Raw genomic sequence first — 26,701 nt, 5'->3', positions numbered from 1 at the left:
CAGTCACCTGCTTCAGCCCACCAGGTCCAGCCTCCCGCCCGGCAGCCCCGTCACGACGGACATGCTCGCCGCCCGTACCCGGCGCTCCTCACACAGCGGGGCAGCGCGGGACCGATCTTGTGAGCTTGCGCCACCCGATCGACCCCAAACTCACAAGATCGGCGGCGAGGCGAGGCGAGGCGAGGCCAGGCGGGGCGGGGCGGGGCGAGGCCAGGCGGGCGGCAGGTGCGCTCGGCGGCTTGGTGGATCTAGTGAGTTTGTGCCGCTGCATCAGCCATAAGGTCACAAGATCGGCCGAGTGTTGGGTTCGGCGATGGCGAGGCGGTGCCGCCGTGCGGGTCAGACGGTGTGTGTCGACTTCGGGTTCGATTCGCACCCTAAATCGACACGCAGATCGGAAGTCGCCGGCTTGTGTCGATTTGCGGTGCGAATTGCGCCCTGATTCGACGCGCGTCGCTTGCTCGCTTACGCCGGCTCGCTTACGCCGGTTCGCTTGCTTGCCTGGCGTGTGGCGGTGGGTTCGCGCGGTGGCCGGGTGGTGTCGGGTGTGCGGGGTCAGGGGACGGTCAGCGAGGTTTTTACTGTTGCTCGGTTTAGGTCGTCGACGCGGATGGTGAAGGCGATCTCGTAGGTTCCGGGGATCGGGAACGTGACTGAGCCTAGGGCGTGGTGCTTGGGGGTCAGGCCCAGGAGGGGTTCCTTCACCGCTTCCAGGTTCTGGCTGGTCAGGCGGGTGGAGATCTCCCACTCCTCGGGGGGCAGGGGCTTGCCCTCGGGGGTGTAGAGGAAGGCGTGGACCGTGTTGTACTCGCCTACCTCCACCGGATAGATGTTGAACTGGAGCGTGTAGAGGGAGTTCGTCAGCGTCTCGGAGACGCCCTCGCCGGTTACCGCGCCGTCCTTCGCCGCGGCGCTGCGGCCCGGGTCCACCTGGACCAGGACGGCGCTCAGGCCCAGGATCAGGACGGTGGCGGCTACCTCTACGGCCACCGTGCGGCGCAGGCCGGAGGCGCCGGAGCCGGTCACCCGGGTGACCAGGCGGCGGGCGAAGAAGGCCAGGGTCAGGACTCCGGCCAGGACGGCGAGTTTGGCCAGCAGGAGTCTGCCGTACCCGGTCTGCCAGAGCGCGGGGAGCGCGCCCAGCTGGACCACCGCCTGGACGCCTCCGGCGATGGTGAGCCAGACGACGGCCAGGGCCGCCCAGCGGGACCAGACCGGTAGCAGCACGCCGAGGATCCGGCGGTCGGTGCCGCGGAGCAGGAAGACGGTCAGCGTGATCAGGCCGCCGAGCCAGACGGCCATGGCGGCCATGTGGACGGTTCCTACCGTGACGGTCACGGCGGGTAGTGGGGCGGCGATCGCGTGACCGGTGAGAGGCCACGTGGCGAGACCGAAAACGCTCAGCAGGAGCACTGCCGCGACCCGGAACTGAGCAACGCGGGACGAGGCCTCGACGACCACCGGAGCCGAGGGAACCGGGGGAGCAACAACAGGCGTGGGGGCACCGACGGCGACCAGCGCGGGCGTGCGTGCGGGAGAGGGGGAAATCCGGCGGGGGTGCGCTTTCAGGAGCGGCGGTAGCAGGACTGCGAGCAGGGCCAGGGCGGTTAGGCGGGAGAGCAGGAGCAGGCCGAACTGGCTGGTCAGGACTGCTGTCAGCTCGGACACCGACACCTGCCACAACGCCGCTCCGCTGCCCTGCTGGGCCTGGGTGCCCAGGGCGCCGAGGGTTGCCGCCGCGGTCAGGGCCAGGCCGATCCGGAGCAGGCGGATCGCCCCCGACCGGGAGCGTTTGCGGGGCCACAGGAAGGCCAGGAACAGGCTCGGGCCCGCGATCAGCGTGATTCCCGCGTACCCAAGGAATTTGAGGGTGGGGACCGCGAGGGTGACCGAGGGGTGGGAGCCGGTGGTGGTCGCGGCCTCGGGTCGCGCGGAGGGCGCGCCCACCGAGAAGGTGATCGCGCCGCCGACCGGATGGCTGTCCGCGGAGATCACCCGGAAGCTGACGAGATAGGTGCCGAGTGGGCGTTTCGCGGAGCGGATCGGGATGCGCAGCACGGCGCCCTGGACCGTCGGGGTGGCGTTGATGCGTTCGCCGTCGGGGGCGATCACCTGGATCTGGCCGGTGACCGGGCTGATCGGTTCACTGAACGTGACGGTGACTTCGGTGGGGGAGCTGCCGACGATGCTGCCGGGTGCGGGGGTGGCACCGACCGGCGCGGCGTGCGCGGAAGCCGGGCTCGGCGACGCGACAAGCGCTCCCAGCAGCACGAGCAGGAGCAGGAGTACGCGTGGAACGGCCCGGATCACATGAGGTAGTTCGGATGATGCGGGGGAAAGGTTCAAGGGAGCGGCTCGATACGATTCCGCACAGGTCCACGCTCCTGAGGAGGCCGCGATGTCCACCCACCCCCGTGCCGGTTTGCCCGCCGAACCGGCCGATCTGATCGACGTGCCGAAAGTCATCTCGCGTTACTACACCGAGCACCCGGATCCGTCCCAGGCGGGGCAGCGCGTCGCGTTCGGCACGTCCGGTCATCGCGGGTCCAGCCTGCGCACCGCGTTCAACGAGGATCACATCGCTGCCACCAGCCAGGCGATCGTCGAGTACCGCAAGGCGCAGGGCACCGACGGGCCGCTGTTCCTCGGCCGGGACACGCACGCGCTGAGCGAGCCCGCGATGATCACCGCGCTCGAGGTGTTCGCCGCGAACGACGTGACCACGCTGATCGACAGCCGCGACGGGTACACCCCGACGCCGGCCCTGTCGCACGCGATCCTCACCTACAACCGGGGGAGGACCGACGGGTTCGCGGACGGCGTCGTCGTCACCCCGTCGCACAACCCGCCGGACGACGGCGGCTTCAAGTACAACCCGCCGAACGGCGGGCCGGCCGACACCGACGCCACCAAGTGGATCCAGGACCGGGCGAACGACCTGGTCGCCGGCGGTCTCAAGGACGTGCGGCGGATCAGCGCGATCCGGGCCCGCGAGTCGGCCACGGTCTCCGGGTACGACTACCTGGCCGCGTACGTCGACGACCTGCCCAGCGTGATCGACATCGAGGCGATCCGCCGGGCCGGTGTCCGGATCGGCGCCGACCCGCTCGGCGGGGCCAGCGTGCACTACTGGGGCGAGATCGCCGACCGGCACGGCCTCGACCTGACCGTGGTGAACCCGCTGGTCGACCCGACGTTCAGCTTCATGACGCTGGACTGGGACGGCAAGATCCGGATGGACTGCTCGTCGCCGTACGCGATGGCGTCGCTGATCGCGCAGAAGGACAAATACCAGATCGCCACGGGCAACGACGCCGACGCCGACCGGCACGGCATCGTCACCCCGGACGGCGGGCTGATGAACCCGAACCACTACCTCGCGGTGGCGATCGGGTACCTGTTCCGGGCGCGTACCGACTGGCCGGCCACCGCCGGGATCGGCAAGACCCTGGTCTCCTCCTCGATGATCGACCGGGTCGCCGCCGACCTGGGCCGGCGTCTCGACGAGGTACCGGTCGGCTTCAAGTGGTTCGTGCCCGGGCTGCTGGACGCGTCGATCGGGTTCGGCGGCGAGGAGAGCGCCGGGGCGTCGTTCCTGCGCCGCGACGGCAGCGTGTGGAGCACCGACAAGGACGGCCTGCTGCTCGACCTGCTGGCGTCCGAGATCCTCGCGACCACCGGCAAGTCGCCCAGCGAGCACTATCGCGAGCTTGTCGCGAAGTTCGGCGAGCCGGCGTACGCGCGGATCGACGCGCCCGCCACCCGGGAGCAGAAAGCCGTCCTCGGCAAGCTGTCGCCGTCCCAGGTGACCGCCACGGAACTGGCCGGTGAGCCGATCACCAGCGTGCTGACCAGCGCGCCCGGCAACGGCGCGGCGATCGGCGGCCTCAAGGTGGTGACCGAGTCGGGCTGGTTCGCGGCCCGGCCGTCCGGCACCGAGGACGTCTACAAGATCTACGCCGAGTCGTTCCACGGTCCGGACCACCTGGCCCGCATCCAGGAGGAAGCACGCGGGGTGGTTTCCGCGGCGCTGAACGGTTAGAACTCAGGTTCCGGGTGTTCTCGCCGACTGGTATGCCGCAAGGAAGGCGTATCAGTCGGCGAGGAGCAGTCGGACACCGTGAGTGCACCCGAGAGGCAGCGAGCCGGTGGGCTCGCTCCGACGATCGTGGCCGTCGCCGCCATCGCCGGGGTTCTCGTGTGGCTCGGGGTGCGCCACGAATCGGACGTGACCCACGGGTACGCGGCCGGGCCGCTCGCCCTGGCCGCCGCGGTCTTCGCCAGCTGGCGGATCGCCCGGCAGGTGCGGCTGTCCCGCCCGGTACGCACATTCTGGCGCCGTCTGGAACACGCCTCGTTCTGCCTGCTCGTCGCGTCGTGCGTCACCCTGGCCCGCGCCAACAACGACACCGGCCTGTCCTGGCAGACCGCGGCGCCGATGCTGTGCGGCGTGCTGCTGCTGATGCTCGGGTTCCTGGGGCTGCCCGGTCCGAAACGCACCGGCGCCAGCTGGGTCCGGGCGCTGCTGGACGGCGCGACCGTTGCCACCGCCAGCGCGCTGATCTTCTGGTACGTGGTCCTCGACCTCGCACCCGCGGGGACGTCGCTGGTCTCCCGGGTCTCCGCGGCGATCGTCGGCGTCGGCGGCGTCCTGCTGCTCGTGGTGATCGGCAAGGCCGCGTCCCGCCCGGAGACCCTGGTCGACCCGGTCGCGCTGCGGGTGCTGACCGTCGTACCGGTGGTCGCCGTCGTCGGCAACATCCTGCTGATCGCGGGCGAGGACTGGAGCCGGCTGGCGCTGTCGGTGCTGGCCCTGCCGCTGATCGGCACCGCGGTCTGCGTGGCCGCCCTGGTGCAGCGCCGGGCCCTCGCCGCCCCGCCCCGGGAGCTGCTCACCCACCGCTCGCTCTTCAACCTGCTGCCGTTCCTCGCGGTCACCGCCACCGCCGCGCTGGTCGTGACGGTCAGCGCCCAGGACATGAACTCCCGGCAGCGCACCGTGATCATCGGCGCCGTGCTGATCACCGGGTTCGTGGTCGCCCGTCAGCTGCTGAGCCTGCGCGAGAACACCATCGCGCTGCGCGGGATCCGGCAGCAGCAGGCCGAGCTGGAACGGCTCGCGCTCAGCGACACGCTCACCGGCCTGCCGAACCGCACCCGCTTCAGCGTGGTCCTCGGCGAACGGCTGGGGGACCACCAGGCGGCCACCGCCCTGCTGATCGACGTCGACGACTTCAAAATGATCAACGACACGCTCGGCCCGGCCGCCGGCGACCAGCTGCTGTACCAGGTGGCGCAGCGGCTGCGCGGCCTCTGCCAGACCGGGGAACTGCCGGCCCGGCTCGGCGGCGACGAGTTCGCCGTGCTGCTGCCGCTCGACGATCCGGCGGCGGCCGAAGCCGCCGCGGGCCGGCTGCTGGCCGCGCTCGCCGACCCGTTCCACCTCGGTGACCAGCATCTGCTGCTGCACGCCAGCGCCGGCATCGCGATCGCCGACACCGGCGAGACGGCCGACGAGGTGCTGCGCAACGCCGACATCGCCATGTACGCCGCCAAGGAGGCCGGCAAGGCCTCCTGGATACGGTTCGAGCCGCAGATGCGCCAGGACATGGTCAGCCATGCCCGGGTCGCCAGCGAGCTGCGCAACGCCATCATCCGCGGCGAGCTGCGGCTGCTCTACCAGCCCGTCTTCGACCTGGTCACCGGCCGGCTGCACGGCGCCGAGGCGCTGGTCCGCTGGCAGCACCCGCAGCGCGGGTTCGTCTCGCCGGCCGAGTTCATCCCGGTCGCCGAACGCTCCGGCCTGATCGTGCCGCTCGGCGCGTGGGTGCTCCGGGAGGCCTGCGAGCAGCTCGCCCGCTGGCGTGCCGAGCACGGCGCCGGCGCGATCGAGGCGATCAACGTCAACGTCGCGGTCCGGCAGCTGCGCGAGGCCGGCCTGGTCGACGAGGTGGCGGCGGTGCTCAGCGAGACCGGGCTGACCCCGATCAACCTGATCCTGGAGGTCACCGAGTCGTCGGTGGTCGACGGCTGGCAGGTCCGGGAGACCCTGGAGCAGCTGCACGACATGGGTGTGCGGCTCGCGCTCGACGACTTCGGTACCGGGCAGTCGTCGCTGAGCCTGCTCCGGGCGTTCCCGGTCGACGTGCTGAAGCTGGACAAGTCGTTCGTCGACGGCATCGCCGACGGTGAGGATCGTGGCCGGCTCGCGGTGGCCGGCGCGGTCGCCCAGCTCGCCGAGCATCTGCAGCTCAAGGCGGTCGCCGAGGGCATCGAGAGCCAGGCGCAGATGGACCGGCTGCGGGCGCTGGGTTATCGGTACGGCCAGGGGTTCTTCATGGCCAAGCCGCTGCCGGCCGACGAGTGCGGCGCGCTGATGGCCGCCGATCCGGTGCGCGCTGCCTGAATTCGCTGGACCTCGACCGCCCTTGAGGTCGTACCTTGTCATGCATGACCGTCGTCCAGGGCCATGTGAAGACCTTCTACCAGATCCTCGTGAACACGCTGCTGGTGTCGGTCATGAACTTCACCGCCTGGTTCGCGGTGACGTTCTGGGTCTATCTGCAGACCAGGTCGGTCTTCGCCACCGGCGTGATCTCCGGGATCTTCCTGGTGCTCACCGCGGCGACCGGCATCTGGTTCGGCAGCATCGTGGACGGCCACCGCAAGAAGACCGCGCTGCAGGCCTCGGCGTTCGCGTCGCTGCTCTTCTACGCCGGCGCTCTCACGGTCTACCTGGTCACCCCGGCGGATGAATTCCACGATCCGGCGGGCGTCCAGCTGTGGGTGCTGATCCTGCTGATCATGTTCGGCGTGATCGCCGGCAACATCCGGACGATCGCGCTGCCCACCCTGGTCACGCTGCTGATCGAGGAGGACACCCGGGACCGGGCGAACGGCCTGGTGGGTACGGTCACCGGCACCACGTTCCTGACCACGTCGGTGATCAGTGGTGTGCTGGTGGCGTTCGACGGGATGCGCTCGGTGCTGATCCTGGGGATCGCGTCGCTCGTGCTGGCGATGGTGCACCTGTCGTTCGTGACGATCCCGGAGCGGGTGGTCGTTCCCGGCGAGACGCCGGACAAGGGCGGCGTCGACCTCCGCGGCACGCTGCGGATCATCGCGGGTGTTCCGGGGCTGACCGCGCTGATCCTGTTCAGCACGTTCAACAACTTCCTCGGCGGGGTGTTCATGGCCCTCGCCGACGCGTACGGACTGTCGCTCGTCTCGGTGCAGTCGTGGGGCCTGCTCTGGGGTGTGCTCAGCACCGGCATGATCGTCGGCGGGCTCGCGGTGTCGCGGACCGGGCTCGGCCGCCGACCGGTGCGCCTGCTCCTGCTGATCAACGTGGTGCTCTGGGCGATCATCATCGTGTTCCCGCTGCGCGCGTCGATCTGGTGGCTCGCCGTCGGGCTGTACCTGTACATGCTGCTGATGCCGTACGCGGAGGCCGCCGAGCAGACCATCCTGCAGAAGGTGGTGCCGTACGAGCGGCAGGGCCGGGTCTTCGGGCTGGCGCAGAGCGCCGAGCAGGCCGCGTCGCCGCTGACCGCGTTCCTGATCTCGCCGATCACCCAGTTCGTGTTCATCCCGTTCATGACCGACGGGTGGGGCGCGCGGGAGCTGGGGCCGTGGTTCGGCACCGGCGCGGACCGGGGGATCGCGCTGGTGTTCGTGCTGACCGGCATCATCGGGGTGATCGCGACGGGGCTCGCGCTGGTGAGCCGCCCCTATCGCCGGCTGAACAGCAGGGCGACGGCCGAACAGGCCGCCGCCCCAGTGAGCTGAATCAGTCAGCGAATCAGGCGTCGACCTCGGGGCGGTTCTCCGCTGCCCAGAGGGTGTGGAACGCGCCCGGCTTGTCCACCCGCTGGTAGGTGTGCGCGCCGAAGAAGTCCCGCTGGCCCTGGATCAGGGCGGCCGGCAGGCGCTTGGCCCGCAGGCCGTCGTAGTACGCCAGCGCCGACGAGAAACCGGGCGCCGGGATGCCCTGCTGCGCCGCCGTCACCACGACCCGCCGCCAGGCGTCCTGCGCACCCGAGACGGCGTCCAGGAAGTACTCGTCGACGAGCAGCGTCGGGAGTGCCGGCTGCTTGTCGTACGCCTGCTTGATGAAGTCCAGGAACTTGGCCCGGATGATGCAGCCGGCCCGCCAGATCTTCGCCATCGCGCCGGGGTCGATGTCCCAGCCGTACTCCGCGCTGGCCGCCTGGACCTGCTGGAAGCCCTGCGCGTACGCGACGATCTTGGAGGCGAACAGCGCCTGCTCGACGTCGGCGACCAGGTCACCGGCGTGCAGGCCGGCGCTGGCGCCCGGACCGGGGAGACCGGCCGAGGCGGCCGCGTCCCGCACGTCCGCGCCACCGGAGAGCGCCCGGGCGAAGACCGACTCGGCGATGCCGGAGACCGGGACACCGAGGTCGAGAGCCGCCTGTACGGTCCAGCGGCCGGTGCCCTTCTGCTCGGCCCGGTCCACCACGACGTCGACGAACGGCTTGCCGGTCGCCGCGTCGGTCTGCTTCAGCACCTCAGCGGTGATCTCGATGAGGTACGACCCGAGCCGCCCCTCGTTCCACCCCTGGAAGACCTCGGCGATCTCGGCCGGGGTGTGCCCGCCCACCTGGCGCAGCAGGTCGTACGCCTCGGCGATGAGCTGCATGTCGGCGTACTCGATGCCGTTGTGCACCATCTTCACGAAGTGGCCGGCGCCGTCCGGGCCGACGTGCACGCAGCACGGCTCGCCGTCCACCTTCGCCGAGATGTCCTCCAGCAGCGGGCCGAGCGCCTGGTACGACTCCTTCGAGCCGCCCGGCATGATGCTCGGGCCGTGCAGCGCGCCCTCCTCGCCGCCGGACACGCCGGTGCCGACGAAGTGCAGGCCCTGCTCCTTGAGCGCGGCCTCCCGCCGGCGGGTGTCCGCGAAGTGGGCGTTACCCGCGTCGATGAGCATGTCGCCCTCTTCGAGCAGCGGGGCGAACTCGTCGATCACGGCGTCGGTGGCGGGACCGGCCTTGACCATGATGACGACGCGACGGGGGCGCTCGAGGCTCGCGACGAACTGCTCGGCGGTCTCGGCCGGCAGGAACGTGCCCTCGTGACCGAACTCCTCGACCAGCTCCTTGGTGCGGCCGTAGGACCGGTTGTGCACCGCCACGGTGTGACCGTGCCGAGCGAAGTTACGAGCCAGGTTGCGGCCCATCACCGCCAGGCCGGTGACTCCGATCTGCGCCTTCTGCGACATCACTACGTCCTTCCTCGTTACCCGCGGTGTTACGGGTCCCGCGGTCATTCTTACGGGAACCGGGCCGCGGCGGTTCGATCACGTCCACGGGTTGAGCAGCAGTCTCAGGTCCAGCCCTCAGGTTGAGCCTTTCACAACCGATGGATGGGCTCGTGACCCGTTTCCCCGGCGTGTCCGTCTACCTTGCCGTGACGGGCGCGCTGACCGCAGCCATGCCACTGGCATCCCCGGCCGGGCGGCACCTGCTGATGCTGCTGGTCTCGGTGGTGGCCCTGGCGGCGGTTCTCGGTGTTCTGCCGCGGGTGGCGGGCGCCGAGCGGTACCCGTACCGATTCCTGGCTCTGGGTCTCGGCTGGCTGGTCGTCGCCAATGCGATAAGCCTGTCCACCGGGCACCCCCGTGGCGCGGTCGGCGACGTGCTGGTGGCGATCAGCCATGTGCATCTGCTGGTCGCGGCGGTCTCGCTGGTGCTGCGGCGCGGCCGCAACGACGTCGGCGGGCTGATCGACTCCAGCGTGGTGGCGATCGTGGTGGCCGCGCTCACCTGGACCGCGCTGCTGCAGCCCGGCTTGAACGCCGCGGAGATCGTGGTGGGCCGGCAGACCATCCTGCTCACCACGGTTCTGCTGCTCGCCGGCGTGCTCGGCGCGCTGCTCCGGCTCGTGCTCATGGTGCGGCGCCCGCCGCTGCCGCTGGTGCTGCTCACCGGCGCGATCGTGCTGGACCTGACCGGCACCACCGCGGCGGTCACCGCGACCGGCTCGATCACCGCGACGTCCTCGGCGTGGCGCGAGATGCTCTTCATGGTCTGCTACCTGCTGGTTGGCCTCGCCGCGATGCTGCCCAGTGCGCACCGGATGGCGCAGCCCGGCCCGACGCCGAAGGAACGCCCGTTCCGCAAGCGGGTGATCTTCCTGACCGCGGCGGTCACGGTCGTGCCGCTGGTCTCGGCGATCCGTGAGCTGCTCGGCGTGCGCGGTGACACCGCGCTGCTCACCGTCGGCAACCTGCTGATCGTCGTGCTGGTCGCGATCCGGGTCTCCCGGCTCGCCGACCAGCGTGAGCAGGCCGAGGCCCGGATGCGGCACCAGGCCACCCACGACCTGCTGACCGGCCTGCCGAACCGGGCCGAGCTGTGGACCCGCCTCGACGCCGCCCTGGCTCGGGAGCGCACGTCCGGCGGTCCCGAGGTGGTCCTGCTCTTCTGCGACCTCAACGGGTTCAAGGAGGTCAACGACCGGCTCGGTCACCTCGCCGGCGACCAGCTGCTCGCCGAGGTCGCGGACCGGCTGCGCGCGGGCCTCGCGCCCGGTGACACGGTGGCCCGTTACGGCGGCGACGAGTTCGTCCTGCTGTCCGCGGGCGAGGGCGCCGACCGGCGCCTGGAGGACCATGTCCGGGTCGCGCTGAGCGCTCCCGTCCCGGTCATGACCGAGTGGGTACGCGTCGGAGCAAGCGTCGGCACGGCCCGTTCCGGCGGCGGGCTGGACGCCGACGAGCTGATCCGCCGCGCCGATCAGGCGATGTACCGGGAGAAGGCGTCGAGTCGCGTGGCGTGAGCTTTCGACGCGCCCGGCGGGGTGACGTCTGCGGAGATCGGGGCGACGGTACGCTTCCAGCCATGCCGAGCCGGATAATCCTGACCTCAGGATTGTGCTGACGTGCGTCGCGGCGAGATCTGGACCATCGGCGACCGTTCCGACCTGCGATACCGCGTTCTCGTCCTCTCCGGCGACAGTTACAACGAGCGCGGCAACGCCTCCCCGTTCTGCGCGCCGATCGTGCGCCAGCGCGGTGTCACCGAGCTACCGCCGTACGCGGTGGCGCTCACCGAGCAGGACCCGATCACCGGTGTCGTGGTGATAAACCGGATGCGCCGGCTGCCCGCGTCGACCGGCGCCGAACGGATCGGCATGGTGACCGGGGCGAGCATGGTCCGCCTGACCGACGCGATGCGCTCCCTCTTCGAACTCTGACCGGCCCCTCGCAGGCTCTTTACGGCCCGCCGGTTTCCCCGAACGCCCGACGCCCGACCGGGTGACCCGTTATGCGCAATGCCGCAGGCGGGAGGCCTGCCCGGATGATCGGGGGATGCGGTGCGGGCGCGGCCTGGGTTAAGCAGGAACTCCGAGCGGGCGGAGGTCGCTGGTGGGTGGTCAGGCGTACGCGCAGGCGGTGAGCACGCTGCTCCCCGAGCCGGGTGACGAGTCAGCCGACGAGGTGCGGATCAGGGTGGAACGAGCCGTCGGGCTGCTCGCCGGCCGGGCACGCTGCCGGCTCGCCGAGGCGCACCGTCACCTCGTGAGGATGGCGGCCGAGCAGCACTGCGACCTGGCCGAGATGGCCGGCCGGGTGATCAGGCTGCTGGACACCGCGCAGGAGCTCACCGATCCGTCCCTTCCGGAGATCATCACGTCGCTGCCGCGGGCCGAGGCCGGTGGCCGCCGGTTCACGCCGTGGCTGACCACGGTGCAGGGTGTGCTCGACGCGCTGCCGGGCATGTCCGGTTACCTGCTGCCGGAACGGGACGACTCCGGCCGGCTGATCGACCTGACCTGGGCCGCGGCCAGCCCGGACGCGGTCGCCCCGGACGGCCGCCGCGGCGCCCAGCTGCTCGGCCAGCCGATCAGCCGGCATTACCCGCAGGTGATCGGCGAGGAGCGCTGGCAGCTGTACCAGCGGGTGCTGGACACCGGGGAGCCGGCCGACCTGGGGTCGCTGCTGGTGGGCGACGACGAGTTCACCGTGCGGGCCCGGCTGCTCGGGCCCGGGTTGCTGATGAGCTGGCAGCGCCGCGACGACCCGTTCCGGGGGCGCGACCGCCTCGACGGCATGGAGGAGCTCGGCAAGCTCGGCTGGGGCGAGTGGGACCTGGTCAGCGGTGAGATCTACTGGTCGCCGCAGATCTACCGGATCTACGACCGGGACCCGCGGCTCGGGCCGCTGAGCCAGGACGAGGCGCAGCGGGCCGCGGTCGCCGACGACCAGCCGCTGCGGCTCGCCGCGCTGGACGCGTTCCGCCGGTCGGAACGGGTCGACCTGATCACCCGGGTCCGGATCGGCGGCGTGGTCAAGCACGTGCGCACGGTCGCCGACGCGGTCCGCGACGCCGACGGCCGGCCGCTGCGGATCTTCGGCATCGTCCAGGACGTCACCGACCAGCAGGCCGGCGCCGCGCGGCTCGCCGAGGTGGAGAGCGAGCTGGACGAGCAGCGCCGGACCTTCGCGGCCGAGCACGACCTCGCCGCCCGCCTGCAGAAGATCATTCTGCCGATCCCGGACGAGCCGATCGAGCTGCCCGGGCTCAAGGCGGCGGTGCGTTATCTGCCGGCGACCGAGGAGACCATGGTCGGCGGCGACTGGTACCACGCGGCCGCGCTGCGCGACGGCTCGGTGCTGCTCGCGGTCGGCGACGTCGCCGGGCACGGCACCCAGGCCGCCACCACGATGGCGCAGCTGCGGCACGCGCTGCGCGCCCTCTCGGTGATCACCAGCGATCCCGGCGTCCTGCTCGGGTACCTCAACCAGCTCACCTGCGAGCTCGCGCAGCAGACCCCCGAGCTCGCGGCCACCGCGGTGATCGCCCGGTTCGACCCGGCCAGCGGCGAGCTGGTCTGGGCGCAGGCCGGGCATCCGCCGCCGATGCTGAACCGGGGTGGGCGGACCCGGACCCTCGCCCGCCCGCCCGGGTCGATGCTCGGGGTGGTCGACGGCGCCACCTATCCGGACGCGGTCACCGACTTCCTCCCCGACGACGTGCTGCTGCTCTACACCGACGGGCTGGTCGAGCACCGCGGGCAGAGCCTCGACGCCGGTCTGGACACGGTGATCGCCACTGTCGACGAGGCGGTCCGGGCCGCGCCGCTGCGCCCGCTCGCCGAGCTGGTGGCCCGATTACGCCGGGCCAACCCGGATGACGACACCTGCATCCTCGCGGCGCGGCCTGTCTGCTCGCCCTCCGCGACGGGTCCCGCTTCTAAAGTCGGATGTATGGGGCATCTCCCCCGGGGTACCGCATCAGGATGATCCGGTACGGCGATGACGTGGCGTCGATGGCCCGGCCGTTGCGTGACCCGGGCGACCTGGAGATCCTCCTGGATCGGGCGGCCGGCGCGCGCGTCGTGCAGATCGGCGAGGCCACCCACGGGACCCACGAGTTCTACGCCTGGCGGGCCGCGCTGACCCGCCGCCTGATCGAGGAACGTGGCTTCTCGTTCGTCGCGGTCGAAGGGGACTGGCCGGACTGCGACCGGGTCGACGCCGCGGTGCGGTGCGCGCCGGGCGCGCCGGACGACCCGCGGGCCGCGCTGGTCCGGTACGACCGTTGGCCCACCTGGATGTGGGCCAACGAGGAGACCGTCGACTTCACCCGCTGGCTGCGCGGCTTCAACGCCGGCCGGCCGGCGGACGACCGGGCCGGTTTCCACGGCCTCGACGTCTACTCGCTCTGGGAGTCGATGCACCAGATCCTGACCTGGCTGCGCGAGCACGACCCGGAGCTGGTGCCGGCGGCGCTCGATGCCTACCGGTGCTTCGAGCCGTACGCCGAGGACCCGAACGCGTACGCGTGGTCCACCCAGTTCGTGGCACCCGGCTGCGAGGACCGGGTGGCGCGGATGCTCGCCGAGCTGACGGACCGTGACTTCGGGGTGGGGCAGAACGCCGCGGTGGTGGCCGGCGCCGAGGGCTATTACCGGAACATGGTGAAGGGCGGGCCGGACGCCTGGAACATCCGGGACCGGCACATGGACCAGACTCTCGACCGGCTGCTGAACCGGTACGGGCCGACGTCGAAAGCCGTCGTCTGGGCGCACAACACGCACGTCGGCGACGCCCGCGCCACCGACCAGTCGATCTATGGCGAGGTCACCCTGGGCCAGCTCGCCCGCGAACGGTACGGCGACGACGAGGTGGTACTGGTCGGGTTCGGGACGTACCGGGGAACCGTGGTGGCCGGACCGTCCTGGGGTGGGCACATGGAGGTGATGGGCGTGCCGGAGGCGCGGCCGGGCTCCCTGGAGGACGTGCTGCACGCGACCGCGCCGGCCAGCGGGCTGCTCGTCTTCCCGGCCGGCTGGGAGGTCCCCGATCTGCTCGCGACCGATCTGGCCCATCGCGCCATCGGCGTGGTGTACGACCCGCGCAAGGAACGCCGGGCCAACTACGTCCCGACCATCCTCGGCAGCCGGTACGACGCGTTCCTCTGGTTCGACGAGACGCACGCGCTGCGGCCGCTGCACACCCTGCGGGTCGACACCCGGGAGCCGGAGACCTACCCGTCCGGCGTCTGAATTCGTGGCGTCGCTTAAATGGATCTTCGCTTTGCCGCAACCGCCGAGTCCACATCGGATAGGTGGTCAGGCATCTGTGTACCTGAATACGGATACGACTCGTGGTGATCGGTTTTAGGCTGGGCGCTCGATCACTACAGGGATCATTTCAGGGAACGGGGTCGTTCATGAAAACTGCGTCACGCGTGTTGCTGGCGGTGCTTCTCGCCGTCATCGGCACGGCCGCCGCGGCCGCCTCACCAGCGTCCGCGGCAACACTGCCCGGCCTGGTGCTGACCAACTCGGCCGCCACCCTGCCGGCCGAACTGACACCGCTGGCAACCGGTCGCCGCATTCAATATCTGACCACCTCGGTGACCGGAAGTGTCATCACCGCGACCGGGCTGGTGATCACTCCGAAAACCGGCAAGAACAACAAGATCGTCGCCTGGGGGCACGGCACGACCGGGCTCGCCGACATTTGCGCGCCCTCCAACAATCTTCCGGTCTTCTGGCCCGAGGCGCGGATCGCGATCGCCGAACTGCTCAGCCGCGGATGGACGGTCGCCGCTCCGGACTACCCCGGCCTGGGTACGCCCCAGGCCCACCCGTACCTCATCGGGGCGAGCGCCGGCCGCTCCCTGATCGACAGCGTCCGCGCGGCGCGCAGCCTGGACGGCACGCTCGGCCTGCAGTACGTCGTCGACGGGCACTCGCAGGGCGGGCAGGGCGCGCTCTTCGCGAGTCAGCTGGCGCCGTCGTACGACGGGACGCTGGTGCTCAAGGGGACGGCCAGCATCGCGCCGGTCTCCAACACCGAGGAGATCATTCCGTACATCGCCGGGACCGAGGGGCAGGGTTACCTGGTGATGGCGCTGTACGGGCTGGCGGCCGTGGAGCCGACGTTCCACCCGTACTCGGTGCTCGCCGCGCCGGCCGAGGCGAAGACCGGGGTGCTGAACACCGGATGCCTCTACCAGATCCTCAACACCTACAAGAACTTCACCGCGGCCCAGCTCGTCTCCGGCGGGACGGTCCCGACGTCGGTGGTCACCAAGCTGGCGTCGTACAACAACCCGGCGCAGACGGCGCCGAGCGCGCCGGTGCTGATCGTGCACGGCACCCTGGACGAGGCGGTCCCGTTCTCGCTCTCGTCCGAGCTGCTCGTCCCGAAGATCCAGGAGTACGGCGTCGCGACGACGTTCCTCGGCCTGGAAGGCGTCAACCATGACCAGGCGGTGATCGATTCCGCGGATTACGTGGCGGACTGGATCGCGGCCCGCTTCGCCTGATTCCACCCCTTGTTCCCCGGGAGCCCGGCGGTGACCCCGCCGGGCTCTTTCATGTTCCGTACGCGAGCGGGTGCGAGGCCATACGGTGAACCTGTGAGTTCGATGAGCGCGGGCACGCGGCGATGGTCTCTCGCGGACATCAGCGTGAAGATCAAGATTCTCGGCGCGGTCGGGGTGGCTGCCGTCGTGGCGCTGATCGTCGGTCTCGTCGGCCTCTCCGCGCTGAGCGAGATCAGCGACAAGGCGAAGATGATCTACGAGAGCAACGTGGCGAGCATCAAGGCCGTGGGGCAGATCAAGGCCACGGTGTTGCAGACCCGCTCGGACGTCGCGAACCAGGCGCTCTCGCCGGACCAGGCGTCGGTCACGAAATTCACCGAGGCGTATAAGACGGACGTCACGGCGTTCGCCGCGGCGATGACGGCGTATCGGGACAGCATGCCGGCCGGCAACCCGGACACCATCGACCACCTGCAGACGCAATGGGACAGCTACGTCGACATCGTGGAGACGAAGATGTTGCCCGCCGGCGCCGCGAACAAGCTGACCACGTGGTCCAAGATCCGGGATGAGGAGTCCATCCCGGTCCTGCAGACGATCTACGACGACATGACCGAGCTGGACACCAGCGAGACCGCCGACGCGGCCAGGAACGCGAAGGCCGCCACGGACGCCTACGAGACGAACCGCCTGGTGCAGATCATCACGATGGTGATCGGGGTCGGGCTGGCGCTCGCCCTGGGGTTCTACGTCGCTTCCCGGATCGTGCGGTCGCTCACCGCCGTACAGAAGGTCTGTGAAGGTCTTGAGGCTTTTGATCTGACCCGCCGGACCGGGCTCACCAGCAACGACGAGACCGGCCGGATGGGCCGATCGCTGGACGCCGCCACCGCCTCGCTGCGGGACGCGGTCTCGACGATCGAAGGCTCCGCCGCGTCCCTCGCGGGCGCCAGCGAGCAGATGACCAGCACAGCGGCGCAGATCGCCGGTTCGGCGCAGGAGACCTCGGATCAGTCGGCCGCGGTCTCCAGCGCCGCCGAGGAGATCTCCCGCAGCGTCGACACCGTCTCGGCCGGCAGCGAGGAGATGGGCGCGTCGATCCGGGAGATCTCGCAGAACGCCGCCGAGGCCGCCCAGGTCGCCGCCGAGGCGGTCGGCCTCGCCGCGGTCACCTCCAGCACCATGAACAAGCTGGGCGACTCGTCCGCCGAGATCGGCAACGTGATCAAGACGATCACCGCGATCGCGGAGCAGACGAACCTGCTCGCCCTGAACGCGACGATCGAGGCGGCGCGGGCCGGTGAGATGGGCAAGGGCTTCGCTGTGGTCGCGTCCGAGGTGAAGGATCTGGCGCAGGAGACCGCGCGGGCCACCGAGGACATCTCCCGCCGGGTCCAGGCCATTCAGGTCGACACCGAGGGCGCGGTCGAGGCCATCGAACGGATCTCCACGGTGATCGGCCGGATCAGCGACTTCCAGACGACGATCGCCTCGGCCGTGGAGGAGCAGACCGCGACGACGGCCGAGATGAACCGCAGCGTCTCCGAGGCGGCGTCCGGGACCGGCGAGATCTCGCGCAGCATCGTCGGGGTCGCGCAGGCGGCGCAGAGCACCAGCCACGGCGTCGCCGAGACCCAGCAGGCGATCGCGGAACTGGCCCGGATGTCCACCGACCTGAATTCGCTGGTGTCGCGTTTCCGGGTCTGACTCAGAATGCGTATCGGACTTTCAGGTAGGGCGTTCGTTGTGCGATCAGATCGGTGAGCGCCCGGACGTAGGCGCCTTTCTCGCCGGTGCGGTAACGGACGTTCAGATCGCCGTTCTGGGACCGTTTCACCTGTTGCAGATCGGGGCGCCAGAGCAGGTCCTCGGCTTTCGGGTGCCAGCCCAGGTTCACCTCGTGCAGGCCGCGATTGTGGGTCAGGAAGATGATTTCGGCGGCCAGCTGTTTCTTCGCGGCCGGGCCGATTCCGGCGTCCAGATGGTCGAGCAGATCACGCCAATCCTCCAGCCAGCCGTTGCGGACCACGACCGGGCTGAAATTGACGTGCACCTCGTACCCGGCGGCGACGAAATCGTCGATCGCGGCGATTCTCTCGCCGATTCCGCTGGTGCGGATGTCCAGGATCTTCGCGTCGGCCGGTGGCATCAGGGAGAAGCGGACCCGGGTCCGGCCGCGCGGATCCCAGTCCAGCAGGTCGCGGTTGACGTGCTTGGTGGCGAAACTGGCCTTTGCTGACGGCAGATCGCGGAACAGCGTGACCAGGTCGCGGACGTTGTCGCTGATCCGGGCGTCCAGCGCGCAGTCGGAATTCTCGCCGATGTCATAGACCCAGCTCACCGGGTCGCACTCATTCGCGTCCGGCTTGCTGCCCTGTTTCAGCACATGCTTTTTGGTGTACGCGAGAATGCGCTCGATGTTCGCGAAAACGGTGATCGGGTTGCTGTAGCCCTTGTGCCGGGGGACGTAACAATAGGCACAGGCCATGGCGCAGCCGTTCGCGGTGGACGGCGCGATGAAATCGGCGGAGCGCCCGTTCGGCCGGGCCGTCATCGTCTTCTTCACGCCGACGACGAGCGCCTCCTGTTTGATCCGGACCCAGCGCCGCACGTTCGTCTCGTCGCCGTACAGCTCCGGGATCCGCTGGTGACTCTCCACCTCGACGATCGTGGCGTCCGGGTAACGGTCGAGGATCTCCCGGCCACGGTAGAGGTCGGCGGCGGCGGGTTCGAGGTAGATGCGCCGGATGTCCAGGAGGTCGGTCACCGGTTCATTGTCGCTTTGCCATGCCCTTGCGAGCGGTGCGGCCGGCCGCGGTTCCGTTCATGCGGGGAGTTTTTCGGCGTACCCATGCTCGGCAGTGGCCTGCGCCCAACGGCCTGTGCTGAAGCGACCGAGAGTGAGCACCGCCAGGCCCAGCGCGAAGAGGATCCACCAGCCGGCGTGCCCTCCGGTGGGTGAGGCGGCGGAGGCGACCACCGCGCCGATGACGGCGACGCCGAGGGCACTGCCCACCTGGCGGCTGGTCGAGGCGATCGCGGCGGCGACGCCGGCCTGAGCGCGGGGCATGCCGGAGACGGCCGTGTTGGTGATCGGGGTGTTGACCATGCCGAAGCCGAAACCGAAGAGCAGGTAGCCGAGGAAGAGCGGCCAGACCGGGGTGTCCGCACCGGCCGTCGTCAGCGGGAGCATGCCGAGCGCCATCGCGGTGCCGGCGATCGTCAGCGGCAGGCGGGTGCCGCGGGCGGCGACCAGACGGCCGGAGAGCGGCGAGGCGATCACGGTCATCGCTGCCATCGGCAGGGTGTAGAGGCCGGCGTGCAGGGCGGACAGGCCGCGTTCGGTCTGCAGGTAGAGCGTGTTGAGGAAGAGAAAACCGCCGAGCGCGGCGAACGCGCAGACCGCGATCAGAGTGGCGCCGCTGAACGGCGCGCTGCGGAAGAATTTCAGCTCGATCAGCGGTTCGGCGCGGCGCGGCTCCCACCACAGCAGGCCGCCGAGGGCGGCAAGACCCAGCGCGAAGCAACTCACTGTCTGCGCGGACGTCCAGCCCGCGTCCGGTCCCTCGATGATGGCGTACGTGATACCGGCCAGCACGGTCAGCACCAGGACCTGACCGACCGGGTCGAGACGGCGCGGATGGTCCGCCCGGGACTCCGGGATGAATCGCCAGGCCAGCAGGAACGCCGCGATGCCGACCGGCACGTTGATCCAGAAGATGGACCGCCAGCCGAACGAGTGGACCAGCACACCGCCGGCGAGCGGTCCCAGCGCCATGCTGAAACCGGTCACCGCGCCCCAGACGCCGATGGCGCGGGCCCGCTCCTTCGGCTCGGTGAACGTGTTCGTGATGATCGACATGGCGACCGGGTTGAGCATCGAGCCGCCGACGGCCTGCAGCATCCGGAAGAAGATCAGCCAGCCCAATGACGGGGCGACGCTGCACAGCAGCGAACCGAGCGTGAACAGCGCCAGACCGGCCTGGAAGACCTTGCGCCGGCCGATCCGGTCGGCTGTCGAACCGGCCAGGACCAGCAGGCTCGCCAGGACCAGGGTGTACGCGTCGATGGTCCACTGCAGTCCGGAGAGCGGGGCGTCGAGCTCCTCGCCGATCGCGGGCAGGGCGATGTTCACGATCGTGACGTCCAGGCTGATGATCAGCAGACTCATGCAGCAGATCGCGAGGATGAGGTAGCGGCGTGGCACCCCTGAGTTCTACCCCTGGCCAGGGCATTCGATCCGCAGGACGTTGGTCACATCGACCCGGTGTTTTCCCGCGCGGGGTAATTGGGCATCGTGGGCGCATGAAAATCTGGCCTGGCAACCCGTATCCGCTGGGTGCGACATACGACGGCGGCGGAACGAACTTCGCCATCTTCTCCGAGGCGGCGACCCGCGTCGAGCTGTGTCTCTTCGACGACGACGGCACCGAGACCCGGGTCGACCTGCCGGAACGCGAAGCGCTCGTGTGGCACGGGTACCTGCCGCGGGTGGTGCCGGGGCAGCGGTACGGCTACCGGGTGCACGGGCCGTACGACCCGTCGCGGGGTCTGCGCTGCAACCCGTCGAAGCTGCTCCTCGACCCGTACGCCAAGGCGATCGACGGGGACTTCAAGTGGGACCAGGCGTTGTTCTCGTACAACTTCGGGGATCCGAGTTCGTACAACGACGCTGACTCGGCGCCGTTCGCCGCCCGGTCCGTGGTGATCAACCCGTTCTTCGACTGGGGTAACGACCGGCCGCTGAAGGTCCCGATGTGGCAGACGGTGATCTACGAGGCGCACGTGAAGGGCATGACGGTCGCGCATCCGGACATCCCGGAGGACGTGCAGGGGACGTACTCCGGCCTCGCCCACCCAGCGATGATCAAGTACTTGAAGAACCTCGGGGTCACCGCGGTCGAGCTGATGCCGGTGCACCAGTTCGTGCACGACAGCGGGCTGATCGAGAAGGGCCTCACGAACTACTGGGGTTACAACACGATCGGGTTCTTCGCGCCGCACAACGACTACTCGTCGTTCGGTGGCAGCGGCGGCCAGGTCCAGGAGTTCAAGGCCATGGTCAAGGCGCTGCACGCGGCCGGCATGGAGGTCATCCTGGACGTGGTCTACAACCACACGGCCGAGGGCAACCACCTGGGCCCGACCCTGTCGTTCCGCGGCATCGACAACCCGGCGTACTACCGCCTGGTCGACTCCGACAAGTCCTACTACTACGACACCACGGGTACGGGAAACAGCCTGAACGTCCGGCACCACGAATCGCTGCGACTCATCATGGACTCGCTGCGGTACTGGGTGACCGAGATGCACGTGGACGGGTTCCGGTTCGACCTGGCCGCCGCCCTGGCTCGCGAGTTCCACGAGGTGGACCGGCTGGCCGCGTTCTTCGACCTGGTCAACCAGGACCCCGTCGTGTCACAGGTGAAGCTGATCGCCGAGCCCTGGGACGTCGGCGACGGCGGTTACCAGGTCGGTGGCTTCCCGCCGAACTGGACCGAGTGGAACGGCAAGTACCGCGACTCGGTCCGCGACTTCTGGCGTGGTGAGCAGTGGAGCCTCGGCGAGTTCGCGTCCCGCTTCACCGGCAGCTCGGACCTGTACCAGGACGACGGCCGGCGGCCCATCGCGTCGATCAACTTCGTGACGGCGCACGACGGGTTCACCCTGCACGACCTGGTGTCGTACAACGAGAAGCACAACGACGCGAACGGTGAGGGCAACCGGGACGGCGAGAGCCACAACCGGTCCTGGAACTGCGGCATCGAAGGGCCGACCGACGACGCCGAGGTCGTCATGATGCGCGAGCGGCAGAAGCGCAACTTCCTGGCGACGCTGCTGCTCAGCCAGGGCGTGCCGATGATCGCGCACGGCGACGAGCTGGGACGCACCCAGGACGGCAACAACAACGTCTACTGCCAGGACGGCCCGATCTCCTGGGTCGACTGGAAGGATTCCCGCAACTTCGACGTGCTGACCGGGTTCACCCGGCGGCTGCTCGAACTGCGCGCCGAGCACCCGATCTTCCGCCGCCGGCGATTCTTCACCGGCGAGCCGGCCGGCGACTCGAAGCTGCCGGACATCGCCTGGCTGCGCCGCGACGGCGAGATCATGACCGACGAGGACTGGAACACCCGCAGCGGAATGACGATGACCGTCTTCCTGAACGGGCACGGTCTGCCGGAACGGGACGCCCTCGGTGAGGAGATCAAGGACGACTCGTTCCTGCTGCTGTTCAACCCGCTCGACGAGGATGTCTCGTTCACACTGCCGGGCCGGGATTACGGCCGGACGTGGGAGGTCGTGGCGAACACGGCTGATCCGCTGCTCGCCGGGCGGCGTCGGACCGCCAAGGCCGGGAGTCAGAAGAGCGTGATGCGGCACAGCCTCGTCGTGATGCGCTGCCGTTACTAGGGTTTTTTAACTCTCCACGCAGAAGATGTTGCCCTCGGGGTCGGCCATCACGGTCAGCTCGCCCGGCGTCACCACGGTGGCGCCGAGCGAGCTGAGCCGGGCCACCTCGGCGGGCACGTCACCGCCCGGGGCGCGCAGGTCGAAGTGCATCCGGTTCTTCGCCACCGACGGCTCCGGGACGCGCTGGAACCACAGGTTCGGGCCACCCCAGCCGGGCGCCTCGATGTACGCCTTCTCCGCTGTCGCGTCCTCGTCCAGCTCGCCGCCGAGCGCGGCAGCCCAGAACCGCGCGACCACCAGGGCGTCGGCGCAGTCGAACGTGATGCTCTTGACGTACGTCAGTGTTCCGCTACCGACCGGTACCACGCGATCTTCTCCCGTACTCGCTTCTGTTCGAGTCGCAGCTGGGCGACCTTCTCGTCGATTTCCCGATCATGCTCCTCGAGGAGCGCCGCGCGCAGCCCCGCGTTCTCGTCGCCACCCTCCAGGAGCTCGGCGAATTTCCGCAGGCGCGCGATCGGCATGCCGGAGTCACGCAGGCAGCGCAGCAGCCCGAGCCGGGACAGGTCGTGATCGGAGAAGACCCGCCGGCCGACGGAGTCCCGCTGGACCCCGCTCATCAGGCCGATCCTCTCGTAATAGCGAATCGTGTCGATGCTGACCCCGATCCGTCCGGCCACCTCACCCGGCGTGTACGGCACGCTTCCTCCCCCGGCTCGCGTTGCGCGTCCGGCCTACCATATCGACAGCGAATGGTTGAAGGAGTGGGCCCATGAGCCTGCCGGTGCGCTGCGGGAGATGCGGTGCGATCTATTCCTCGGGAATCATTCTGCCGCCGTCCGCCGCGGCCCGGCTGCTGGGTGACGGAGAGCCGGTTCCCCTCGGTGAACCCGTTCATTGCGCCGTGTGCCGACGGGAGATCGACCGTACGGATGTGGCGAAGACGCTTGAGGCTCTCACGTTGATCATCGCTGATCAGCCGACCGCCTCGCAGGTCCGCGAGCTTCGAGAGTTGATCGACAGCCTGTTGCGCGCCCGGGCACCGGAAGATCAGGTGCGCTCTGAGGTCGAGGCCGAAGCCAAGGCGTTCCCTCGATTGCGCGCGGGCCTTCCGAAGTCGAGAGCGGAACTGTACGGAATGCTCGCCCTCGTCGTCGCCCTGACCACGCTTGCCGAGCAGATCCTGGCGGACCTCCCGGCGCTCGACACGTTGCTCGACAAACTGCTGGGAAGAGGAGGTGCGGGCAGGCCGGAGAAGCCCGCTCCCACGACGGACCCGAACGTCCCGCCCGGATACACGTCGATAAACAGCTTCGTCCCCCAGAACAATCCGTGGGGTTGGTGAGCGCTTGACCTGGAGCGCGCTCCAGGCGACAGGGTAGCGGGCATGGCAACGGACATCACGCTGGTTCTCGGCGCCCTTTCGTTCGGCACCCGTATCGACGAGGCGCAATCCTTCGACCTGCTGGACCAGTATCGGGAGGCCGGCGGCGAATGGATCGACACCGCCGACAACTATGCGTGGTGGGCGCACCCGAGCGGTTTCGGCGGGCAGAGCGAGACGGTCATCGGCCGGTGGCTGGACCAGCGGCCGGGCGCCCGTGGTGACGTCCGGATCAGCACCAAGGGCGGTGCCGAGCCGACGACGCCGAACGGCTACCCCGATCACGTCGAGGGACTGTCCGCCTCAGCCCTGGAGGAGGCGTTGACCGGAAGCCTGGAGCGGCTGCGGACCGATCGGGTCGACCTGTACTGGTCACACATCGAGGATCGGTCGGTCGACCTCGGGGAAACCGTGCGAACGCTCGACGGGTTCGTCGCGGACGGGCGGGTCAAACGACTGGGCGCCTCGAACCACCCGATGTGGCGTGTGGAGCAGGCCCGAAATATTGCCTTTGACCACGCTATCGAGCCTTATCGCGCTATCCAGCTGCGGTGGTCGTATCTGCAGCCTCTGCCCGGCGTGGCGCTGCCACAGAGCGGGCACGTGCACGCCACGAGCGAGACGTTCGACTACCTGCGCGGCAACGACGACGTCTGGCTCTGGGTCTACAACACGCTGCTCGACGGCGGATACACCCGGGCGGACCGGCCGCTGCCGGACGCCTACGACCACCCGGGCACCCGGCGGCGGCTCGCGGTGCTCGACGCGGTGGCCGCCGAGACCGGCGCGACCCGCAACCAGGTCGTGCTGTCCTGGCTGGCCGGCGGCCCGCTGAAGATCTCCCCGATCGTCGGCGTGACCACCCCCGCCCAGATCACCGAGGCACTGGCCGCCCGCACCCTGACCCTCACCCCGGACCAGAGGACGCGCCTGGACACGGCCGCCTGACCGAGCATCCGTCCAGCGGGGGTGCGAGGCCTGCGCCGGCCTGGCTTTCGGCCTGTCGGGGGCGCGAGGACGGCGGTGGGCGCATGCGGCTTGGGTCCGGGGCGGGCGGCGGCGGGGTGGGAAATACCGCGGTTGGACGACGTCGGGGCGGCGGGGCGTCGTTACCGTGGAGGCATGATCGTGGCGGGGACCCGGTCCGGCCCGCTCCGCCGGTTCATCGTGGGTCATCCGTACCTCGCTGACCTGGGGCTGGCCTTGGTGCTGACCGGGTTGCCGATCGCCGGGTACTTCGCGGGCACTACCAAGGACGCCGGTCAGCCGTTGACCGGGCCGCTGGCGCTGGGGGTGTTCGCCGCCTTCGTGGCGATCACGTTGCGCAGCCGCTGGCCGTGGCAGGTTCTGGTGGCCAGCAGCGCCGCGATGATCTGGTACACCGCCGTGGACGGGGAGCGGCATCCGCTGCTGATCGTGGCGGCGGCCGTGGCGGCGTACACGACGGCGCTCAGCATGTCGCGCCGGCGCGGGCTGGTCGTGGTCGTGGGGTGTGGGCTGGGGTTGTACCTGGGTGACCTGATCACGTACCAGAGCGCCTCGATCGTGCCGTTGCTGACGTTCATCGCGATGGCGACGGCGTTCGGTGACGCCACCCGCAACCGGCGGGCCTATCTCGCCGAGGTGGAGGAGCGGGCCCGCCGGGCCGAGCTGACCCGCGAGGAGGAGGCGCAGCGCCGGGTCATCCAGGAGCGGCTGCGGATCGCCCGGGAGCTGCACGACGTGGTCGCCCACCACATCGCGGTGATCAACGTGCAGGCCGCGGCGGCGAGCCACCTGGTCGACAAGCGTCCCGATCAGGTGCGGCCGGCGCTGAACCACATCCGGCACGCCGGGGACACCGTCCTGAAGGAGCTGGGGTCGATCGTCGGGGTGCTGCGGCAGTCCGACGATCCTGACTCGGCCGAGCCGACCCGGGGCCTGGCCCGGCTGCCCGAGCTCCTGGAGGCGATGGCGGCGGCCGGGCTGCGGGTCGAGCACCACCGGGCCGGCGACGAGCGGGATCTGCCGGCGATGGTGGACCTGGCCGCGTACCGGATCGTGCAGGAGGCGCTCACCAACGCGCACAAGCACGGCACCGGCGAGGCGTCGCTGACCGTCACGTACACGGCGCAGGCGATCGGGATCGAAGTGGAGAACATCGTCGCGACCGGCCACGACGGCGGCGGATCCGGGTACGGCATCGTGGGCATGCGCGAGCGCGCGGCCGCCGCGGATGGGACATTTCAGACGTGTACCGAGCCGGACGGCCGGTTCACCGTGAGAGCACTGCTGCCCGCACCGATCGAGGAACCGAAATGACCATCCGTGTCCTGCTCGCCGACGACCAGCCGCTGATCCGGGCGGGTTACCGGATGATCCTCGACTCCGAACCCGACCTGGAGATCGTCGGGGAGGCGGTGAACGGCCGGGAGGCCGTGGATCTCGCCCGGACCCGCCGTGCCGACGTGGTGCTGATGGACATCCGCATGCCCGGCGTCGACGGGATCGAGGCGACGCGGCTCATCGCCGCGGACGACGACCTGGCCGGGGTACGCGTCCTCGTGCTCACCACGTTCGAACAGGACGACAACGTGATGCTCGCGCTGCGCGCCGGCGCCAGTGGATTCCTCGGCAAGGGTGTCGGCCCGGACGACCTGATCAGCGCCGTCCGGGCGGTCGCCGCCGGTGAGGCGATGCTGTCGCCGAAAGCCACCCGTGGACTGCTCGACCACCTGCTCAGCCAGCCCGAGACCGGCCCGCCGCCGTCCGAGGAGAAACTCGCCGAGCTGACCCACCGGGAACGCGAGGTGCTGGTGCTGGTGGCGCACGGCATGTCCAACGACGCCATCGCCGAGCGGCTGTTCCTGTCCCCGCTGACCGCGAAGACCCACGTGAACCGGGCGATGGCGAAACTCGGGGTCCGGGACCGCGCCCAGCTGGTCGTCGTCGCGTACCAAAGTGGTCTTGTCCGTCCGGGGAGTCCGCAGGCGCGGTAGGCGAGGGCGCTCAGTACCGCGGACGGAGTAGTCGCACGGACCGCCGCCGGACGACGCGCGGCACACCCCCGCACGCCAAGACTGGGCCCGCCCAATCTTTGTCGATGCCGAACGGGGTCCCT

Annotated in this window: 20 protein-coding genes; 14 read left to right on the top strand and 6 right to left on the bottom strand. The window is 69.8% G+C overall.

Annotated elements, in window-relative coordinates; all coding sequences use genetic code 11:
* Positions 1-555: 555 nt before the first annotated feature.
* Positions 556-2,310: a copper resistance CopC/CopD family protein gene (locus B0I29_RS24120; protein ID WP_245972708.1), complete on the bottom strand. Its 1,755-nt coding sequence runs from the start codon at positions 2,308-2,310 to the stop codon at positions 556-558.
* A gap of 88 nt (positions 2,311-2,398) precedes the next feature.
* Here B0I29_RS24120 and pgm point away from each other — a divergent pair, with 88 nt between their 5' ends.
* From pgm to B0I29_RS24105, 3 genes are all read left to right on the top strand, one after another.
* Positions 2,399-4,042, top strand: a complete 1,644-nt coding sequence (pgm, locus tag B0I29_RS24115) for a phosphoglucomutase (alpha-D-glucose-1,6-bisphosphate-dependent) (RefSeq protein ID WP_111651304.1) — start codon at positions 2,399-2,401, stop codon at positions 4,040-4,042.
* Between the two features lie 78 nt (positions 4,043-4,120).
* Positions 4,121-6,406, top strand: coding sequence for a putative bifunctional diguanylate cyclase/phosphodiesterase (locus B0I29_RS24110; RefSeq protein ID WP_245972707.1), 2,286 nt, complete (start codon positions 4,121-4,123; stop codon positions 6,404-6,406).
* Positions 6,407-6,450: 44 nt separating this feature from the next.
* On the top strand, positions 6,451-7,788 hold the full coding sequence (locus tag B0I29_RS24105) for an MFS transporter (protein ID WP_111651303.1): 1,338 nt from the start codon (positions 6,451-6,453) through the stop codon (positions 7,786-7,788).
* 13 nt (positions 7,789-7,801) lie between these two features.
* Here the strand turns inward: B0I29_RS24105 and gndA are convergent, their stop codons facing one another.
* On the bottom strand, positions 7,802-9,241 hold the full coding sequence (gndA, locus tag B0I29_RS24100) for an NADP-dependent phosphogluconate dehydrogenase (protein WP_111651302.1): 1,440 nt from the start codon (positions 9,239-9,241) through the stop codon (positions 7,802-7,804).
* A 152-nt stretch (positions 9,242-9,393) separates the two neighbouring features.
* On the opposite strand from gndA, the gene B0I29_RS24095 reads away from it, so the two are divergent.
* From B0I29_RS24095 to B0I29_RS24070, 6 genes are all read left to right on the top strand, one after another.
* Positions 9,394-10,800 carry a GGDEF domain-containing protein gene (locus B0I29_RS24095; protein ID WP_111651301.1) on the top strand — a complete coding sequence of 469 codons (1,407 nt, stop codon included), beginning with the start codon at positions 9,394-9,396 and terminating at the stop codon, positions 10,798-10,800.
* Positions 10,801-10,902: 102 nt separating this feature from the next.
* A complete protein-coding gene (locus B0I29_RS24090; protein WP_111651300.1) occupies positions 10,903-11,217 on the top strand; it encodes a type II toxin-antitoxin system PemK/MazF family toxin in 315 nt (104 codons plus the stop codon).
* 172 nt (positions 11,218-11,389) lie between these two features.
* On the top strand, positions 11,390-13,267 hold the full coding sequence (locus B0I29_RS24085; protein WP_245972706.1) for a SpoIIE family protein phosphatase: 1,878 nt from the start codon (positions 11,390-11,392) through the stop codon (positions 13,265-13,267).
* Positions 13,264-14,532, top strand: a complete 1,269-nt coding sequence (locus B0I29_RS24080) for an erythromycin esterase family protein (protein ID WP_111651299.1) — start codon at positions 13,264-13,266, stop codon at positions 14,530-14,532. The genes B0I29_RS24085 and B0I29_RS24080 overlap by 4 nt, the downstream gene beginning before the upstream one ends.
* Before the next feature lie 167 nt (positions 14,533-14,699).
* Positions 14,700-15,803, top strand: coding sequence for an alpha/beta fold hydrolase (locus tag B0I29_RS24075; protein WP_111651298.1), 1,104 nt, complete (start codon positions 14,700-14,702; stop codon positions 15,801-15,803).
* Between the two features lie 102 nt (positions 15,804-15,905).
* Positions 15,906-17,510, top strand: a complete 1,605-nt coding sequence (locus B0I29_RS24070; RefSeq protein WP_245972716.1) for a methyl-accepting chemotaxis protein — start codon at positions 15,906-15,908, stop codon at positions 17,508-17,510.
* Between the two features lies 1 nt (position 17,511).
* On the opposite strand, the gene B0I29_RS24065 is transcribed toward B0I29_RS24070, so the two are convergent.
* Together B0I29_RS24065 and B0I29_RS24060 are read right to left on the bottom strand one after the other, a co-directional pair.
* A complete protein-coding gene (locus B0I29_RS24065; RefSeq protein ID WP_111651296.1) occupies positions 17,512-18,570 on the bottom strand; it encodes a spore photoproduct lyase family protein in 1,059 nt (352 codons plus the stop codon).
* Between the two features lie 57 nt (positions 18,571-18,627).
* A complete protein-coding gene (locus B0I29_RS24060; protein WP_111651349.1) occupies positions 18,628-19,974 on the bottom strand; it encodes an MFS transporter in 1,347 nt (448 codons plus the stop codon).
* A gap of 134 nt (positions 19,975-20,108) precedes the next feature.
* Between B0I29_RS24060 and glgX the strand changes: the two genes are divergently transcribed.
* Complete coding sequence (glgX, locus tag B0I29_RS24055; RefSeq protein ID WP_111651295.1) at positions 20,109-22,217, top strand: glycogen debranching protein GlgX; 2,109 nt, start codon at positions 20,109-20,111, stop codon at positions 22,215-22,217.
* 6 nt (positions 22,218-22,223) lie between these two features.
* Here the strand turns inward: glgX and B0I29_RS24050 are convergent, their stop codons facing one another.
* Both B0I29_RS24050 and B0I29_RS24045 read right to left on the bottom strand, forming a co-directional pair.
* On the bottom strand, positions 22,224-22,583 hold the full coding sequence (locus B0I29_RS24050; protein WP_245972705.1) for a VOC family protein: 360 nt from the start codon (positions 22,581-22,583) through the stop codon (positions 22,224-22,226).
* Complete coding sequence (locus B0I29_RS24045; RefSeq protein WP_111651347.1) at positions 22,556-22,918, bottom strand: MerR family transcriptional regulator; 363 nt, start codon at positions 22,916-22,918, stop codon at positions 22,556-22,558. The genes B0I29_RS24050 and B0I29_RS24045 overlap by 28 nt, the downstream gene beginning before the upstream one ends.
* Before the next feature lie 71 nt (positions 22,919-22,989).
* Here B0I29_RS24045 and B0I29_RS24040 point away from each other — a divergent pair, with 71 nt between their 5' ends.
* From B0I29_RS24040 to B0I29_RS24025, 4 genes are all read left to right on the top strand, one after another.
* The gene (locus B0I29_RS24040; protein ID WP_111651294.1) at positions 22,990-23,562 is read left to right on the top strand and encodes a hypothetical protein; all 573 of its coding nucleotides are present in this window, start codon (positions 22,990-22,992) and stop codon (positions 23,560-23,562) included.
* Between the two features lie 42 nt (positions 23,563-23,604).
* Positions 23,605-24,549: an aldo/keto reductase gene (locus B0I29_RS24035; RefSeq protein WP_111651293.1), complete on the top strand. Its 945-nt coding sequence runs from the start codon at positions 23,605-23,607 to the stop codon at positions 24,547-24,549.
* A 174-nt stretch (positions 24,550-24,723) separates the two neighbouring features.
* Entirely contained in the window at positions 24,724-25,902 is a 1,179-nt protein-coding gene (locus B0I29_RS24030) for a sensor histidine kinase (RefSeq protein ID WP_111651292.1), read from the top strand.
* On the top strand, positions 25,899-26,579 hold the full coding sequence (locus tag B0I29_RS24025) for a response regulator (protein WP_111651291.1): 681 nt from the start codon (positions 25,899-25,901) through the stop codon (positions 26,577-26,579). The genes B0I29_RS24030 and B0I29_RS24025 overlap by 4 nt, the downstream gene beginning before the upstream one ends.
* Positions 26,580-26,701 lie beyond the last annotated feature (122 nt).

Source organism: Actinoplanes lutulentus, assembly GCF_003259845.1.
GTDB classification, from domain to species: domain Bacteria; phylum Actinomycetota; class Actinomycetes; order Mycobacteriales; family Micromonosporaceae; genus Actinoplanes; species Actinoplanes lutulentus.
This window is presented reverse-complemented; position numbering and strand designations above follow the sequence as displayed.

Excerpts from the sequence above, each read along its gene's own strand:
- glgX (WP_111651295.1), top strand. The coding sequence starts at position 20,109 with ATGAAAATCTGGCCTGGCAACCCGTATCCGCTGGGTGCGACATACGAC.
- B0I29_RS24080 (WP_111651299.1), top strand. The coding sequence starts at position 13,264 with ATGATCCGGTACGGCGATGACGTGGCGTCGATGGCCCGGCCGTTGCGT.
- B0I29_RS24030 (WP_111651292.1), top strand. The coding sequence starts at position 24,724 with ATGATCGTGGCGGGGACCCGGTCCGGCCCGCTCCGCCGGTTCATCGTG.
- B0I29_RS24025 (WP_111651291.1), top strand. The coding sequence starts at position 25,899 with ATGACCATCCGTGTCCTGCTCGCCGACGACCAGCCGCTGATCCGGGCG.
- B0I29_RS24075 (WP_111651298.1), top strand. The coding sequence starts at position 14,700 with ATGAAAACTGCGTCACGCGTGTTGCTGGCGGTGCTTCTCGCCGTCATC.
- B0I29_RS24035 (WP_111651293.1), top strand. The coding sequence starts at position 23,605 with ATGGCAACGGACATCACGCTGGTTCTCGGCGCCCTTTCGTTCGGCACC.
- B0I29_RS24070 (WP_245972716.1), top strand. The coding sequence starts at position 15,906 with ATGAGCGCGGGCACGCGGCGATGGTCTCTCGCGGACATCAGCGTGAAG.
- B0I29_RS24060 (WP_111651349.1), bottom strand. The coding sequence starts at position 19,974 with ATGAGTCTGCTGATCATCAGCCTGGACGTCACGATCGTGAACATCGCC.
- pgm (WP_111651304.1), top strand. The coding sequence starts at position 2,399 with ATGTCCACCCACCCCCGTGCCGGTTTGCCCGCCGAACCGGCCGATCTG.
- gndA (WP_111651302.1), bottom strand. The coding sequence starts at position 9,241 with ATGTCGCAGAAGGCGCAGATCGGAGTCACCGGCCTGGCGGTGATGGGC.
- B0I29_RS24105 (WP_111651303.1), top strand. The coding sequence starts at position 6,451 with ATGACCGTCGTCCAGGGCCATGTGAAGACCTTCTACCAGATCCTCGTG.
- B0I29_RS24040 (WP_111651294.1), top strand. The coding sequence starts at position 22,990 with ATGAGCCTGCCGGTGCGCTGCGGGAGATGCGGTGCGATCTATTCCTCG.